We start from the raw sequence: 15532 nt of genomic DNA on the forward strand, positions 1-15532 counted from the left end.
TGAAACCTGTTGACCTTCCTTTCTTTACGTCACTGGCTGTTTACCGTCCAACCTCGAAACCGTGTCGCCTGGGCGCCGTCAGGTGTGGTGGCGGCCGCGCCCCCAGCGCAGGCACCTGGCGGGGCGATGACGGCAGCCCGTCCTCGCGTGCGAGGAAACCGAGTTGGCGAAGGCCGGTTGTGAAGCCCTTCGCTCTTGGGCGCGGGGTCTTACATGGCTTCCGGTATGGCCGGAATGCCCGAAACTGAGGTGACGCTTCCGTCTGGCTGTGGAAAGGATCCAGCACCGTGACCGATGAGGCTGCGCTGAACGCGCTACGCGAGGCGGCTCGTCTCTCCCCGGAGAACCTCCCGCTGCGGCGACACCTGGCGGACCAACTGCTGGCCTCGGGGAATCTCAGCCAGGCTGAGAATGAGTACCAGGCGGCACTCGCACTCTCCCCCGGAGATCACGGCATCGCGATCGGCCTGGCGGAGACCTTGGTCCGGCAGGGCAAGAACGAGACGGCGCTGGCGGCGCTCGACCCGCTCCTGGCCATGCCCGAGCACCCGGCGCGCGCAGGCGTGCTCGCGGCCCAGGCGATGCTCCCGGTCAACCGGATGGCCGCCGCCCACTGGTACCGCTACTCCGTCGCCCGCGATCCGTCGCAGGCGGACCCGGAACTGGCCCACCGGCTCGGCATAGGACAGTCCTCGTCCCCTCCGCCCTCGTCGTCCGCTCCGTCTCCGGTCCCCGCCGGCCCGGCCGGCCCGGCCGCGGGATCGGCCACCCCCGATACGCGGACGCACGCGCAGCCACCGGCCCCGCAGGCCCAGCCACCCGTTCCGCACGCACAGCCACAGACCTCGCCGGCCGTTTCGCACGCGCAACCGCCCTCCCTGATCCCCACCGCGCATACGCCTTCTGTGGTCCCCGCTCCGCACGCGCAGCCGCAGGCCGCAGGCGGGCAGTACGGCTCGGCGGATGTGGAGCCGACCGCCGAGGTCGAACACTCCCCGGTGACCTTCGCCGACGTGGCCGGGATGGACACGGTCAAGGAGGCGCTGCGGATGAAGCTGTTGCTGCCGGCCCAGCAGCCGGAACTGTTCGCGGCGTACGGCAAGCGGGCCGGCGGCGGGGTGCTGCTGTACGGTCCGCCCGGAGCCGGGAAGACGCATCTCGCGCGGGCCGCCGCGGGTGAGCTGGGTGCGGCGTTCGTCAACGTCGGGCTGGCCGACATCCTCGACATGTGGACCGGTTCGAGCGAACGCAACCTGCGCGCGACGTTCGCCATGGCCCGCCGGAACCGTCCCTGCGTGTTGTTCTTCGACGAGGTGGACGCGCTCGCGGCCCGCCGCTCCGACATGCGCCAGGCCCACAGCCGGCAGATCGTCAACCAGTTCCTCGCCGAGCTGGACGGGGTGGACGAGCACGCCAACGAGGGAGTGCTCGTACTGGCGGCGACCAACGCGCCCTGGTACATCGACGTGGCCTTCCGCCGCCCCGGCAGGTTCGACCAGATGGTGTTCGTGCCGCCGCCCGACACCGTCGCGCGGGCGGCGATGCTCTCCCTGATGTGCCGTGACAAACCCCAGGCGAAGATGGACTTCGACAAGGTGGCGCGGGCCACGGAGGGGTTCGTCGGTGCCGACCTCAAGGGCCTGGTGGACCGGGCGGTCGAGGCCAAGCTGCACGAGTCGATCCGGGCCGGCCGGGCGATTCCGCTGTCCACCGGCGACCTGATGGCCGCCGCCAAAACGATGCGGCCCACGGCCGTCCGGGAGTGGCTGGGCACCGCGCGGAACTACGTGCTGCACGCCAACGAGAGCGGAGCCTGGGACGAGCTGCTGCCCTGGCTGCGTGACCTGCGGTGAGCACGACGGACTTCCACGGGCCCAACCCCGACGCGGTCGCCGAGCGGGCGAGGACGCTGCTGCAGATGGGCCGGGCGGAGGCCGCCGAACGGGAATTGCGCGGCGCCCTGGCCGTCGACCCCCTGCATGTCGTCTCGCACTCCCTGCTCGCCCTCACCCTGGTCACCCGCGGCGCGGTGGACGAGGCGATCGCCGAGGCCGGCGAGGCGGTGCGGCTCGCCCCGGAGCACTGGTTCCCGCACTACATGGCGGGTCAGGTCCTCTACTACGCGGACCGTCCGGAGGAGGCGCTGCGCGCCGCACGGGCGGCGCTGGCGATCGACCTCGACCAGGCGCAGGTCTGGGAGCTGCTGGCGCGGGTGCACGGGGACCGCGAGGAGTGGCCGCTGATGGCGGAGGCCGCCCGGCGGGGACTGGCCCTCGACCCGCACGACAGCAAGCTCGTGAGCTTCCTCGCCGTGGCCCTCGGCGAGCTGGGCGACAGGGAGCAGGCCCTGGCCGTGGCGGGCGACGCCGTACGGCTCGACCCCGAGGCACCGCTGGCGCACCTGGTGTACGGCCGCGTCCTCCTGGCCTTCGGCAGCGCCCGGGACGCGGTGCGGGCGTTCCGGGAGGTCCTGCGACTCGACCCCGGCATGGACCAGGCACGCGAACTGCTCGTGGTGGCGCTCAAGCGGCGCAACCCGCTGTACCGGGCGGTGTCCCGGCTGCCGGCCGGTCTGGGCAGCCGGTGGATGCTGGCGCTGCTGCCTCTGGTCCCCCCGCTGATCGCCGCCTTCGTCGTCATCGCGGTGGTCCACTGGATGATGTGGGTGGCCGAGTCGCTGGTCACCCTGCGGCTGGCCCGCGGTTCGTACACCCGGCTGCTGTTCCGGCGCGGTGAGGTGCGCTCGGCTGCCCTGTGCTGTGCCGTACTCACCGGGGGCGCGGCGCTGCTGGCCCTGGGTGTGGCCCTGTCGCATCCGGTGACGGGGGTCGCGGGTGCCGCGCTACTGGCCCTGGTCACTCCCGTGCAGGAGGCGGCGCACACCGCCTCGCCGCTCGCCCGGAGGATCCTCACCGGGTGGGCGGGGGCGCTGGCGCTGGCCATCGCGGCCTCCCCGGCGTTCCCGGTGCTGTGGCCGGACGCCGAGCGGCCGGAGAACGTTCCGCTGCTGGCCATGTGGGCGGGGCTGGGCACGATATGGGTGGCCGTGGCGGTCCGGCACCTCTTCGGACGGGTGACCCCTGACCTGTGACATCGACGCTCATGTCGCCGGTGGGTGGCGTTCGGTGAGCGATCTCACCCCGCGACCGGCCAGCCGCGACCTGGGGTCTCCCCATGGGCCCCGGCCTGCCGTCGCTTGAAGAACGACAGCGCCTTTTCACCGGACGTACACGCATTTGTCACAAAGCGTGTTCATACGGGAACCGTAGGCTGTCAATGAGGCCAGGGTGGCCTGACAGGTGGGGGAAATCGTGAGCGCGTTACCGGCGGACATCGGCTTACCGGCGCGGGCGGTCCTTCTGGGAGGAGCCGCGCCGCAGGTCCGGACGCTGCTGGACATCCTCGACCGGACGACCCGGCTGCACCCGCACGCCGCCGCGCTCGACGACGGGCGGACCCGTCTCGACTACACCGGACTGCGGGCCGAGGCCGTACGGCTGGCCGCCGAGCTGCGGCAGGCCGGGGTCGGGTGGGGCGACCGGGTCGGGGTACGGGTGCCCTCGGGCACCGTCGGCCTGTACGTCGCGATCCTGGCCGTGCTCACCGTGGGCGCGGCCTACGTCCCGGTGGACGCCGACGACCCCGACGAGCGGGCCGAGCTGGTCTTCACCGAGGCCGGGGTCCGCGCCGTCATCGGCGAGGGCGAGAAGGTCACCGCATTCGACGGACCGAGCGCGCCACCGGAGCCCGGAACGGAGGCACGGCCCGGGACCGGGCGGCCAGGGCCGGACGACGACGCGTGGATCATCTTCACCTCCGGTTCGACCGGCAGGCCGAAGGGGGTCGCGGTGGCCCACCGGAGCGCGGCGGCCTTCGTGGACGCCGAGGCGGAGCTGTTTCTGGCGCGCGAGCCGATCGGTCCCGGCGACCGGGTGCTGGCCGGGCTCTCGGTCGCCTTCGACGCCTCCTGCGAGGAGATGTGGCTGGCCTGGCGGCACGGCGCCTGCCTGGTCGCCGCCCCCCGGGCGCTGGTGCGCACCGGCATGGATCTGGGGCCGTGGCTGGTCGAGATGGGTGTCACGGTCGTGTCGACGGTGCCGACGCTGGCGGCACTCTGGCCGGTCGAGACGCTGGACGACGTACGGTTGCTGATCTTCGGCGGGGAGGCCTGCCCACCCGAGCTGGCCGAGCGGCTGGCCGTACCGGGGCGGGAGGTGTGGAACACCTACGGCCCGACCGAGGCGACGGTGGTCGCGTGCGCGGCACCGCTGACCGGGGACGGGCCGGTACGGATCGGGTTGCCGCTGACCGGCTGGGACCTGGCCGTGGTGGACGCGGGCGGTGAGCCGGTCGCGATGGGCGAGACGGGTGAGCTGGTCATCGGCGGGGTCGGCCTGGCCCGTTACCTGGATCCGGCCAAGGACGCCGAGAAGTACGCCCCGCTCGGCGCGCTCGGCTGGGAGCGGGCCTACCGCAGCGGCGACCTGGTACGGGCCGAGCCGGAGGGCCTGCTCTTCGTCGGGCGGGCCGACGAGCAGATCAAGCTCGGCGGTCGCCGGATCGAGTTGGGCGAGGTGGACGCGGCCCTGCAGGCCCTGCCCGGGGTCGCCGGGGCGGCGTCCGCGGTGCGCACGACGGGCGGAGGGCATCAGCTGCTCATCGGATATGTCGTGGCCGGCGCGGAGTTCGACCGGGAGGATGCCAGAGACCGGCTGCGGCATGCGCTGCCGGCCGCGCTGGTCCCGCGGATCGCCCTGGTGGACGAGCTGCCCACCCGGACCTCCGGGAAGATCGACCGTGACGCGCTGCCGTGGCCGCTGCCGAAACGTCAGAAGGTCGAGCGTCCCGGCGTCGACCCGTGGGTGACCGCGTGCTGGCAGGACATCCTCGGTGACGTCGAAGGCGACTTCTTCGCCGAGGGCGGCACCAGTCTCGCCGCGGCCCGGCTGGTGTCGGCGCTGCGGACCCGGTATCCGGCGGTCACCGTGGGCGACGTCTACGACCATCCGACACTGCCCGACCTCGCCGGGCACCTGTCCGCGCTGGACGCGCCCGAGATCGTCACCACCGACAGGGTCGTCGCACCGATGCCACGCCGCGCCGCGATCGCGCAGGCGGTTCTGACGGTGCCGCTGCTCACGGCCGGGATGCTGCGCTGGGTGGTCGGCCTGGCCGCGCTGAACAACGTGCTCGGCGCGGCGTTGGCGCCGGCCGTCTCGTGGTGGTGGGTGCTGGTGGGCGCCGTCGTGTTCGTCTCCCCCGCCGGGCGGATCGCGCTGGCCGCGGGCGCGGCCAGGCTGCTGCTGCGCGGCCTGAGACCGGGAACCTATCCCCGCGGTGGGGCGGTGCACCTGAGGCTCTGGTCCGCCGAGGGACTGGCCGAACGGCTCGGCGTGACCGAGCTGTCCAGTGCCCCCTGGCTCACCCACTACGCCCGCGCGCTCGGCGCGCAGGTCGGCGGCGACGCGGACCTGCACTCCGCGCCACCGATCACCGGCATGCTCAAACTGGGGAGGAACGCGGCGGTCGAGCCCGAGGTCGATCTGAGCGGCTACTGGATCGACGGGGACCAGGTGCACGTCGGCGAGATCAAGATCGGTGCCGCTGCCACGGTCGGTGCCCGCAGCACCCTGTTCCCGGGTGCGCGGATAGGCAAGAACGCTCAGGTGGCACCGGGCTCCGCGGTGGCGGGCGCGGTGCCGTCCGGGGAGCGCTGGGCGGGCGTGCCCGCCGCCAGGACGGGCAAGGCGCACGTGTTCTCCGCCGAGCGGCCACCGCGCTCGCCCCGCTGGGTGGCCGTCTACGGGATGTCCGCGCTGGCGCTCAGCCTCGTCCCGATGGCCGCCGCCGCCCCCGGGCTCGCCGTGCTCCTGAGCGGGGAGACGACCTCCCTGCCCGCCCTCCTGTACGGCGTGCCGCTCGCCACCGTCACCTCGATGGCCGCTCTCGCCCTGCTGATCCTGGCCCTGGTGCGGCTGCTGGCCGTCGGCCTGCACGCCGGCCATCACCCGGTGCACAGCCGCCAGGCCTGGCAGGCGTGGGCCACCGGCCGCCTGATGTCGATGGCGCGGGTCTGGCTGTTCCCGCTGTACGCGAGCATGGTCACCCCCGTCTGGCTGCGTGCCCTGGGCATGAAGGTCGGCAGGGACGTGGAGCTGTCCACGGTGCTGGCGCTGCCGTCGATGACCTCCGTCGGGGACGGCGCGTTCCTCGCCGACGACACGATGGTCGCGCCGTACGAACTGGAGGGCGGGCGGTTCCGGATCGACCACGTGCGGATCGGCAAGCGCGCCTTCCTCGGCAACTCCGGGATGACCGCGCCGGGCCGCAAGGTGCCCAAGGATGGCCTGGTCGCGGTGCTGTCGGCCGCGCCGAAGAAGGCCAGGGCGGGGTCGTCCTATCTGGGCATGCCGCCGGTGGAGCTGCGCCGCGCGGCCGAGGACGGCGATCGCAGCCGCACCTACGATCCGCCGATGCGGCTGAAACTCGCCCGTGCCGCCGTCGAGATGTGCCGGATCGTCCCGGCGATGTGCACGGTGACGGTCGCCGTGCTGGTGGCGGCCACCCTGGGGTGGCTGGCCGGATCGTACGGCTCCGCGGTCGCGGCGCTGCTGGGCGGCGTGGTGCTGCTCGGCGCGGGGGTGCTCGCCGCGGCGGTCACCACCGTGGCCAAGTGGGCGCTGGTCGGCCGGATCGCGGCCGGCGACCGCCCGCTGTGGAGTCCGTTCGTGTGGCGCAACGAGCTGGCCGACAACGTCGTGGAGGTACTGGCCGCTCCCTGGTTCGCCCAGGTCTGGCTGGGTACGGCGCCGCTGAACCTGTGGCTGCGCTCGCTGGGCGCGCGGATCGGCCGCGGCGTGTGGTGCGAGACCTACTGGCTACCGGAGGTCGACCTGGTCACCCTGGGCGACGGGGCGACGGTGAACCGGGGATGCGTGTTGCAGACGCACCTGTTCCACGATCGCATCATGAGCATCGATACTGTCGTCCTGCGGGATGGGTCGACGCTCGGCCCACACGGGGTGGTCCTGCCCGCGGCGACGATCGGGGAGAACACCACGGTCGGACCGGCATCGCTGGTCATGCGGGGCGAGTCGGTGCCGCCGGGAACCCGCTGGTTCGGCAATCCGATCGCCGCGTGGACCAGATGGACCGAGAAGACATAGCGGCCGCGGGACGGGCAGGAAGGCATGGCGACCCGGCATGGCGGCATGGTCATGAAGACACGACGGCACGGTGCGAGCATGAGGACACGGCACACGCGGTGTGAACATGGGGATATGACGGGCACGGCATGAGCACCAGGACATGGCAGAGGAAACCGGCGTGGTTCTGAGCACGACACCCCGCAGGCCGTACTTCCCCACGCACGGCGACGACGGCTACCGCGTGGAGCACTACGACCTGTCCCTCGACTACCGGATCGCCGCCAACCGGCTCGGCGGGACCGCCCGCCTGTCGGCGGAGGCGCTCGGGCCGCTCGACCGCCTCTCCCTCGACCTCGGCCCTTTCCGGGTGGGCGCGGTGCTGGTCAACGGCGAGGTGGCGCGGTTCACCCATCGCGGGGGCAAGCTCCACGTGGCGCCGGGACGGCTGAGGGCCGGCCCGTTCAGCGTCGAGGTCCGCTACTCGGGCAGTCCCCGGCCGGTGTCCAGCCCCTGGGGCGGGCTCGGCTGGGAGCAGCTCACCGACGGTGTCATCGTGGCCGGCCAGCCGACAGGGGCCCCGTCGTGGTTCCCGTGCAACGACCGGCCGGACGACAAGGCGGGCTACCGGATCTCGGTGACCGCGGCCTCGCCGTACACGGTGATCGCCAATGGCGAGCTGGCCTCCACGCGGCGGGCCTCGTCGGCGACCACGTGGGTCTACGAGCAGACCGAGCCGATGGCCTCCTACCTGGCGAGCGTCCAGGTGGGCCGCTACCAGCGGGCCGAGCCGGCTCCGGGGATACGGCTGGCCTTCCCCGCCCGTCTCGCCTCCCGGGTCCGGCACGACTTCGGGCGGCAGGACCGGATGATGGAGGTCTTCGGCGAGCGGTTCGGCCCCTACCCGTTCACGTCCTACACGGCGGTGGTGGTGGACGACGAACTGGAGATCCCGGTCGAGGCGCAGGGCATGTCCATCTTCGGGACGAACCACGTGGACGGCGTGCGCGGCGAGGAGCGGTTGGTGGCGCACGAGCTTGCCCACCAGTGGTTCGGCAACAGCCTGACCGTGGCCGACTGGCGTGACATCTGGCTGCACGAGGGGTTCGCCACCTACGCGGAGTGGATCTGGTCGGAGGCCTCCGGCGGCGAGCCCGCCGACGACCTGGCGGCCCGCTGGCACCGCCGGCTCGCGGCCCTGCCCCAGGACTTCGTCCTCGCCGACCCCGGCGCCCCGCGACTGTTCGACGAACGTGTCTACAGACGCGGCGCGCTCACCCTGCACGCCCTCCGGCGCGCCATGGGCGACGCGCCGTTCTTCGCGCTGCTGCGCGAGTGGACGGCCGGCCACCGGCACGGGTCCGTCACGACGGAGCACTTCACCGCCCTGGCCGCACGCCGTACCGTCCAGCCGCTGGAGAAACTGTTCTCCGCCTGGCTGTACGGCCCCCGCCTACCCGACCGACCCGGTCAGCTGCATTCACCTACGCTGTAGTCATACCGCCGACACCGCGGTCTGCCCGGCCCGAGGACGCCCGTACCGGAAACGAGGGTGTGAGCGGGGCCGGGGCTTCACCGGCCTTTGGAGACCGGATCCTGGCCGCCCTCAATGGATGGCCGCGAAAATCGATGGACGGGCCGCCTGGGCGGTGGGATAGTCCCCAGCGTGATCGTGACTGCCGCTTCCCCGCCGGTCTCGCTGGCTGACGGTCTCGTCCTGAGACAGGCGTGTCCGGCGGACCTTGACCAGATCGGTGCACTCCTCGCCGAACGCGGTGAGCCTGCCGACGCCCTCGACCACCGGCTGGTCATGACGGATCCCGACGCCGGGTGGCCGGCCTGCGCCGTGGTGGTCGACGGCGATCGGGTCGTCTCCACCGCGACGCTCCTTGATGAGGAACTGCGTCTCGCCGATGTGCGGCTCCCCGCCGGCCAGGTCGAGCTGGTGGCCACGGACCGGGAGTATGAGGGTCGTGGGCTCGTGCGGGCGCTGATGCGGTGGGCGCACGAGCGTTCCGCCGCCCGGGGTCACGTTCTGCAGATAATGATCGGGATCCCGTACTTCTACCGGCTGTTCGGCTACGAGTACGCCGTCGACATACCGCCCGCGCCAGTCGTGCGCACCCCACCGGCCGGTGACGGGACACCCGCGCTACGAGCCGCCCGGCCTTCGGACATCCCGGCGATGACGGCGCTGCAGGACATGACGCAGAGCCGGTTCGACGTGGCCGTGTCGCATCCGGCGGCGCGCCGGCGATGGCTGCTGGCCCACGGGGCGAGCACGACCTGGGTGGTGGAGCGCGGCGACGACATCGTCGCCACCGGGCGCACCACACCGCCGGACGACGATGAGGTGATCTTGGCCGAGGCTGCCGCACTCGATCAGGCAGCGGCGCTGGATCTGCTCCGTGGCGTGGCCGCTCTCGTCCCCGGCGGGCAGGTGCGGGTCGCCGAGCGGGCGGGCACGGTGGCCGCGGCGGCCTGGAGCGGCCTCCTTTCCGGCGAGCGACGGACGGAGGCGGAGCAGTACTACATCCGCATCCCGGACGTGGCGGCGCTGCTGGACCGGCTGCGGCCGGTGCTGTGGCGCCGCCTCGGTGCAGCCGGGATCGACCGCACCGGCCGTGACATCGTCATCTCCACTTTCGGTGCCCACTACCGGATACCGGTCCGTGCCGACGGCTTGGGCGCGGTCACCGCCGGCGGTGCGATGCAGGGGCCCGGAGCCGTGGGTGGCGCCGGGGTGGCACCTGACTACCTGCCGGCGCTGCTGTTCGGCCCGCACGGGATCGACGGGCTGTCCCAGATCCGGCCCGATGTCTACCCCGGCCCCGACGGCCAGCTGTTCCACGCACTGTTCCCGCCGCTCACCGCCGACGTGCTCAGTTACTACCTGCCGTACTGACGTCGGGATCCGCCACCCGCCGACACGGAGTAGCCGGCAGGGCAAACGTTGCCTGATGCGGCACCAGGTGCGTTTCAGGAGTCGATAAGCGGTCCTGGACGGGCTCCTCTCCGAGGAGAGGTCGCCCTCTTCCGGTCAGGTGGACCGGCGGGTCCAGCGCACCTATCCGCAGCGTCACCACCCTCGCGGAAGCCTCCTTTTCATCGGATCTTTCTGTCGGACTAAGCCGTTAAATCTACGCATCGGAGCATTTTTTCATGAAATAGGTCGGGTCGCTGCTATAAATGCGTTACGACCTATGGAGGAGCCGCATGCGCGTCGCGTTGCACACCCGGATCAGGCCGGGGATGGAGCCGGAGTACGAGCAGGCGCACCGGGAGGTGCCCGCCGAGCTGACGGAGGCGATCAGGAAGGGCGGCGCGCATGAGTGGACGATCTGGCGCAGCGGCCGGGAGCTCTTCCACGTGATCGACTGTGACGACTACCGGGCGTTGCTCGCCTCGCTGGCCGACCTGCCGGTGAACATCGCCTGGCAGGCCCGGATGGGCGAGCTGCTGGAGGTGGCACACGACTACTCCGGTGACGGCGGGAACCAGGAGCTCCCGGTGGTGTGGCAGCTCACCTGAGCTCCCCCAGGAGAGGGACGGGCACCGGCGGGGCCGTGCGATCGCTATCGTGATCCGGTGTCCCCCGCTCCCCTCACCCGTCCGTTCTCCGCCCTTCCCGTCGCCCTCCGCAGCCGTCTGCCCGCCGCCTTCGCCGCGGTCGTGACCGTCGCCGCCGGGCTGACCGTCCGGGCGGTCACCGGCGGCTGGTTCGGCAAATACGCGGGCGACGCCCTCTACACCGTTCTCGTCTACGCGCTGATCGTGCTGGTATGGCCCCGCGTCCCACCGGCCCGCGCCGCGCTCGGCGCGCTGGTTTTCAGCTGGGCGGTCGAGTTCGCCCAGCTCACCCCTCTCCCCGCGGCCCTGTCGCAGGCCGGCGTGCTGGCCAGGCTGGTGCTGGGCAGCACGTTCGGCGTCGCCGATCTGGCCGCTTACGCCGCCGGAGCCGCTCTCGCCTGGACGGCCCACACCCTGCTCCGCCGTGTTTCCCGGGCAGGCTGAATGGGCGGGACTCCCACGGAGGCGATGCGCAGGGGCACGGCATTCGGCCGGGGGCGGGGCCGGGCCGTATCCTGTGTGGACGATGCCCGAAGGACACACGATTCATCGCCTGGCCGCGCAGCACCGGCAAGTGTTCGGCGGCGGAGCGGTGCGCGCCGAGAGCCCGCAGGGAAGGTTCGCCGCCGGAGCCCGCCAGATCGACGGCCGGGTGCTCCGGGAGACCGACGCGCACGGCAAGCACCTGCTGCTCGGGTTCGACGACGACCGCTGGCTCCACGTGCACCTGGGCATCTACGGCAGAAACACCTTCGGCCCGGTTCCGGCCCCCGCACCGACGGGCGCGGTACGGCTCCGCCTCCGCAACGCCGAGGAGTACGCCGACCTGCGCGGCCCCAACGTCTGTGAACTGCTGGATCCCGCCGAGAAGAAGGCGCTGCACGATCGGCTCGGCCCCGATCCGCTGCGCTCCGACGCCGATCCGGAGCTCGCCTGGCGGCGGATCAGCCGCAGCCGCACCTCCATCGGCGTCCTGCTGATGGACCAGTCGGCCGTCGCGGGTGTGGGCAACATCTACCGCGCCGAGGCGCTGTTCCGGCAGGGCGTCGACCCGTCCCGCCCCGGCCGCGACCTCGCCCACGGGCAGTGGACGGCCATCTGGGCGGATCTGGTGTCACTGATGGCCGACGGGGTGCGGGTGGGCCGGATCGACACGGTCAGGGCCGAGCACACGCCGGAGGCGATGGGCCGCCCGCCCCGGGTCGACGACCACGGCGGCGAGGTCTACGTCTACCGCCGCTCGGGCCTGCCCTGCTTCCTGTGCGGCGGCGAGATCCGCACCGAGGTGCTCTCCGGCCGCAACCTCTTCTGGTGCCCGGGCTGCCAGCCCGGGTGATCACAGAAGGCGTACGGCCGCCTCGATCGAGGCCTGGCCCGCGGGCAGGAGCGGGAGCCGGACCGAGGCGGTGGGGATCAGCCCCCGGGCATGCAGCACACCCTTGACCACTGTGGGGTTGGGCTCGGCGAACAGGCTCGCCGACATGACGGAGAGCCGGTGGCCCAGCGCGCGGGCGTGGGCGACGTCGCCGGAGCTCCAGGCCTCCAGCAGTTCGACGAACCGGCCGGTGTGCAGGTGAGCCGAGGCGAGGATGCCGCCGGAGGCGCCCAGGGCGAGCAGGGCGGAGAAGAAGGGGTCGTCCCCGGCGAGCACGGCGAAGTCCTCGGGCAGGTCCGCCAGCAGGGCGACGGTGTCCTGGTCGACCCCGCCGACCGCGTGCTTGACGCCGGTCACCATGGGCAGTTCGCCCAGCCGTCGCAGGGTGGCCGCGCCCACGGACTGTCCCGTCCGGTAGGGGATGTTGTAGACGATCAGCGGCACCGGGCTCTGCTCGGACAGCACGGTGAAGTGGGCGAGCACCCCGGCCTCGGACGGGCGGACGAAGGAGGGCACGGTGACCAGTGCGGCGTCCGCCTGGTCCTTGAGCCCGCGCAGGGCCTCGACGGAGCCGCGGGTGTCGCTGGTCCCGGCGCCGACGACCAGCGTCGCCCCCCGCTCCCGGCACACCTTCGCGCACACCTCGACGACCGCCTGCCGCTCCTCGCCGGCGAGCATGGCGACCTCGGCGGTGGTGCCGAGCGCCACCAGCCCGGCCGCCCCCTCGTCGAGCACGGCGCGCGCCAGGCCGTCGAGCGCCTCCACGGCGACCTCGCCGTCCTCGGTGAACGGGGTGATCAGCGGAACGTAAACACCGCGAAATGTCATGTTCCCAGCCTCGCGGCACCGACCGTGCAGGTCCAGTTCCGTTTTCTTCCGAGACCATTAAGCTGAACTTATGCTCGATGTACGACGGCTCCGCCTGCTCCGCGAACTCTCCTACCGGGGCACGATCGCGGCGGTCGCCGAGGCCATGACGTTCACGCCCTCGGCGGTCTCCCAGCAGCTCGCGACCCTGGAGCGGGAGGCCGGGGTGGCGCTGCTGGAACGGACCGGCCGCCGGGTGAGACTCACCCCGGCGGGAGTCGCGCTGGTCGGGCACGCCGAAGCCGTGCTCGAACGGCTGGAGCAGGCCTCGGCCGAACTGGCGGCCGCGCACGCGGGCCTGGCCGGCAGCATCCGGGTCGGCGCCTTCCCCACCGCCACCCGCACCATCCTGCCCGCCGCTCTGGCGGCCCTGGGCCGTGACCATCCCGGGCTGGAGCCGATGGTGGACGAGATCGACCCGGCCGAGGTGGCACCCCGGCTCCGGGCGGGCGATCTGGACGTCGCCCTCGTCCACGAGTACGACTTCGTCCCCGCCGTCACCGACCTGGCCCTGGAGACCGAACCCCTGCTGGAGGAACCCATGTACCTCGCCTCCGGCTCGCCCGCACGGTACGGCGACGCGCCCTGCGGCGGCGAGGACTCCCTGGCGGGGCGGCGCGACGCCTCCTGGATCGTCTCCAGCCCCGGCACGCTCTGCCACGCGATGACGGTGCGGGCCTGCCAGGCCGCCGGGTTCGCTCCCCGGGTCCGCCATCACATCGACGACTTCGCCACCGTGCTGGCCATGGTCGCGGTCGGCCAGGGCGTGGCGCTCGTGCCGGAGCTGGGCGCGGCCGATCCACCCGCCGGCGTCCGGCTCACCGAACTGCCGATGCGCCGCCGTACGCAGATCGCCTTCCGCCGGGGAGCCGCCGCCCACCCGGCCGTCGCCGCCTTCACCGCCGCGCTGCGGTCCTCGCTCCCCGGCGGCCGTGCCGCGCGACCCGCCGGGTAGCCGCGACCGCGCGGAGGGCGTCACGTCCCAGGTGTGCGGTCCACGGCCGGGGAGGGCGTCATCTCAGCATGCGCGGCCCACGGCTCGGGGCGTTACATCAGCGTGCGCGCGGTCCACAGCTCGGGGAAGATCTCACGCCGCATGCTCTTCTCCAGCCAGCTCAGACCGCTGGACCCACCCGAGCCCGGCTTGGCGCCCATCGAGCGGCGGACCGCCATCAGGTGCCGGTAGCGCCAGTCGGAGAACTGCTCGGCCAGCTCGGTCAGCGCCTCGGCCAGCGGCGCGAGCGGCCCGCCGTACACCTCGACCCAGACCGCCTCGACCTCGGGGCGGGGCTCGTAGTCGGCGGCGTAGTCGCGCCGCACGGCCGCCGGCGGGATCGCGTGGCCGCTCCGGGCGAGGAAGGCCAGCACGGAGTCGTACAGGCTGGGCCGGGCCAGCGCCTCGACGAGCTCCCGATAGGCCTCGGCGTTGCGGCGGTGCGGGCGGATGAGCGCCTCGGATTTGCTGCCGAGCAGGAACTCCACATGCCGGTAGAGCGCCGACTGGAAGCCCGACGCCTCGCCGAGCGCGTCGCGGAACCGGTTGAACTGCGCGGGGGTGAGCCAGCTGAGCGAGGCCCACGCGGCGTTGAGCGCCTCGAAGTGCCGGACCGTGCGCTTGATCGTCACGATCGCGGCGGCGGCGTCGTCATCGTCGAGCTGCCGCTGGGCGAGCTGCCACTCCGAGCGGAGCAGGCCGAAGTAGAGCTCCATCACCTGGGTGGTGACCAGGAACGCGAGCTCCTCGGGGGCGTCGGTGACGGTGCGCTGGAGCCGGTGCAGGGTGGCGGTGCCGACGTAGTCGTCGTACGGCGTGGCCGTGTCGAATCCGAGCGTGGGAAGTCCCTCGTTGGCCGTGGCACGCGCCTCCCGGTCTCGTTCGGTGAGCTGCCTGGTGCTGGTCATGGATGACTCCTTGAGGTTGTTCACCTCCATGGTGGCCTGTATGGGCCGGTCCGGAAATAATGCGGACAAGGCGATTTCGCGTTCTCGCTTTCCGAACGGAAGGCGAGGCAGGTGATCAGGTTACGGGGTGACGGAAAGTGACGATGGATGCGATGGACTGGGCACTCCTGGCCGAGCTGCAGCGCGACGCTCGGCTGTCCTACAGCGAGCTCGCGCGTCGGGTCCACATGTCGGCTCCGGCGGTGGCCGAGCGGGTGCGGCGGCTGGAGGAGTCCGGAGTGATCATCGGCTACCACGCGCGGGTCGACCCGGCGCTGGCCGGGCGCGGGGTGGCCGCGCTGATCAGGATGTCGTGTTACGGGCCGCGCTGCGTGCTCCGCGACGAGCAGGCACTGGCCTGGCCGGAGATCCTGGAGGTCCACCGGGTGACCGGCGACACCTGTTGCCTGCTGCGGGTGGCGGCCTTCTCGATGACGGCCTTCGAGGAGCTGATCGACCGGCTCGCGCCCTACGGGCACCCCTCGAGCATGATGGTGCTCTCCAGCCCGGTCCCCTGGCGGCCGCTCTCCCCACCCGGCGTCCAGTGAGGTCACGGATCCGCGCGGCGGCGGGCTCGGCAGGTCCGGGCTCGACGGGCCCGGACCCGCCACGATCCCGCTCCTGCGACTCCCCA

The 15532-nt window shown here is 72.5% G+C and carries 12 protein-coding genes; 10 read left to right on the plus strand and 2 right to left on the minus strand.

Features of this window, described 5'->3' with window-relative positions; genetic code table 11:
* Positions 1–287 precede the first annotated feature (287 nt).
* The 8 genes from FHR32_RS33285 to FHR32_RS33320 all read left to right on the plus strand — a co-directional run bounded on the left by FHR32_RS33285 (position 288) and on the right by FHR32_RS33320 (position 12051).
* Complete coding sequence (locus FHR32_RS33285) at positions 288–1853, plus strand: ATP-binding protein (RefSeq protein WP_184758456.1); 1566 nt, start codon at positions 288–290, stop codon at positions 1851–1853.
* Entirely contained in the window at positions 1850–3091 is a 1242-nt protein-coding gene (locus FHR32_RS33290) for a tetratricopeptide repeat protein (RefSeq protein WP_184758457.1), read from the plus strand. The genes FHR32_RS33285 and FHR32_RS33290 overlap by 4 nt, the downstream gene beginning before the upstream one ends.
* 220 nt (positions 3092–3311) lie before the next feature.
* Entirely contained in the window at positions 3312–7166 is a 3855-nt protein-coding gene (locus FHR32_RS33295; protein ID WP_184758458.1) for a Pls/PosA family non-ribosomal peptide synthetase, read from the plus strand.
* A 142-nt stretch (positions 7167–7308) separates the two neighbouring features.
* Positions 7309–8640, plus strand: a complete 1332-nt coding sequence (locus FHR32_RS33300) for a M1 family metallopeptidase (protein WP_184758459.1) — start codon at positions 7309–7311, stop codon at positions 8638–8640.
* A gap of 171 nt (positions 8641–8811) precedes the next feature.
* Entirely contained in the window at positions 8812–10050 is a 1239-nt protein-coding gene (locus FHR32_RS33305; protein WP_184758460.1) for a GNAT family N-acetyltransferase, read from the plus strand.
* A 311-nt stretch (positions 10051–10361) separates the two neighbouring features.
* Complete coding sequence (locus tag FHR32_RS33310; protein WP_184758461.1) at positions 10362–10676, plus strand: L-rhamnose mutarotase; 315 nt, start codon at positions 10362–10364, stop codon at positions 10674–10676.
* Between the two features lie 57 nt (positions 10677–10733).
* Positions 10734–11159 carry a ribosomal maturation YjgA family protein gene (locus tag FHR32_RS45020; protein WP_184758462.1) on the plus strand — a complete coding sequence of 142 codons (426 nt, stop codon included), beginning with the start codon at positions 10734–10736 and terminating at the stop codon, positions 11157–11159.
* A gap of 82 nt (positions 11160–11241) precedes the next feature.
* A complete protein-coding gene (locus FHR32_RS33320) occupies positions 11242–12051 on the plus strand; it encodes an Fpg/Nei family DNA glycosylase (protein ID WP_184758463.1) in 810 nt (269 codons plus the stop codon).
* Here FHR32_RS33320 and FHR32_RS33325 read toward each other — a convergent pair whose 3' ends face one another.
* Positions 12052–12918, minus strand: coding sequence for a 4-hydroxy-tetrahydrodipicolinate synthase family protein (locus tag FHR32_RS33325; RefSeq protein ID WP_184758464.1), 867 nt, complete (start codon positions 12916–12918; stop codon positions 12052–12054).
* A 70-nt stretch (positions 12919–12988) separates the two neighbouring features.
* On the opposite strand from FHR32_RS33325, the gene FHR32_RS33330 reads away from it, so the two are divergent.
* Complete coding sequence (locus FHR32_RS33330) at positions 12989–13912, plus strand: LysR family transcriptional regulator (protein WP_184758465.1); 924 nt, start codon at positions 12989–12991, stop codon at positions 13910–13912.
* 92 nt (positions 13913–14004) lie between these two features.
* Here FHR32_RS33330 and FHR32_RS33335 read toward each other — a convergent pair whose 3' ends face one another.
* Positions 14005–14859: a tryptophan 2,3-dioxygenase gene (locus FHR32_RS33335; RefSeq protein ID WP_246468085.1), complete on the minus strand. Its 855-nt coding sequence runs from the start codon at positions 14857–14859 to the stop codon at positions 14005–14007.
* Between the two features lie 143 nt (positions 14860–15002).
* Between FHR32_RS33335 and FHR32_RS33340 the strand changes: the two genes are divergently transcribed.
* Complete coding sequence (locus FHR32_RS33340; RefSeq protein WP_184758467.1) at positions 15003–15446, plus strand: Lrp/AsnC family transcriptional regulator; 444 nt, start codon at positions 15003–15005, stop codon at positions 15444–15446.
* Positions 15447–15532 lie beyond the last annotated feature (86 nt).

Origin of the sequence: Streptosporangium album, from assembly GCF_014203795.1 — a bacterium.
GTDB lineage: Bacteria > Actinomycetota > Actinomycetes > Streptosporangiales > Streptosporangiaceae > Streptosporangium > Streptosporangium album.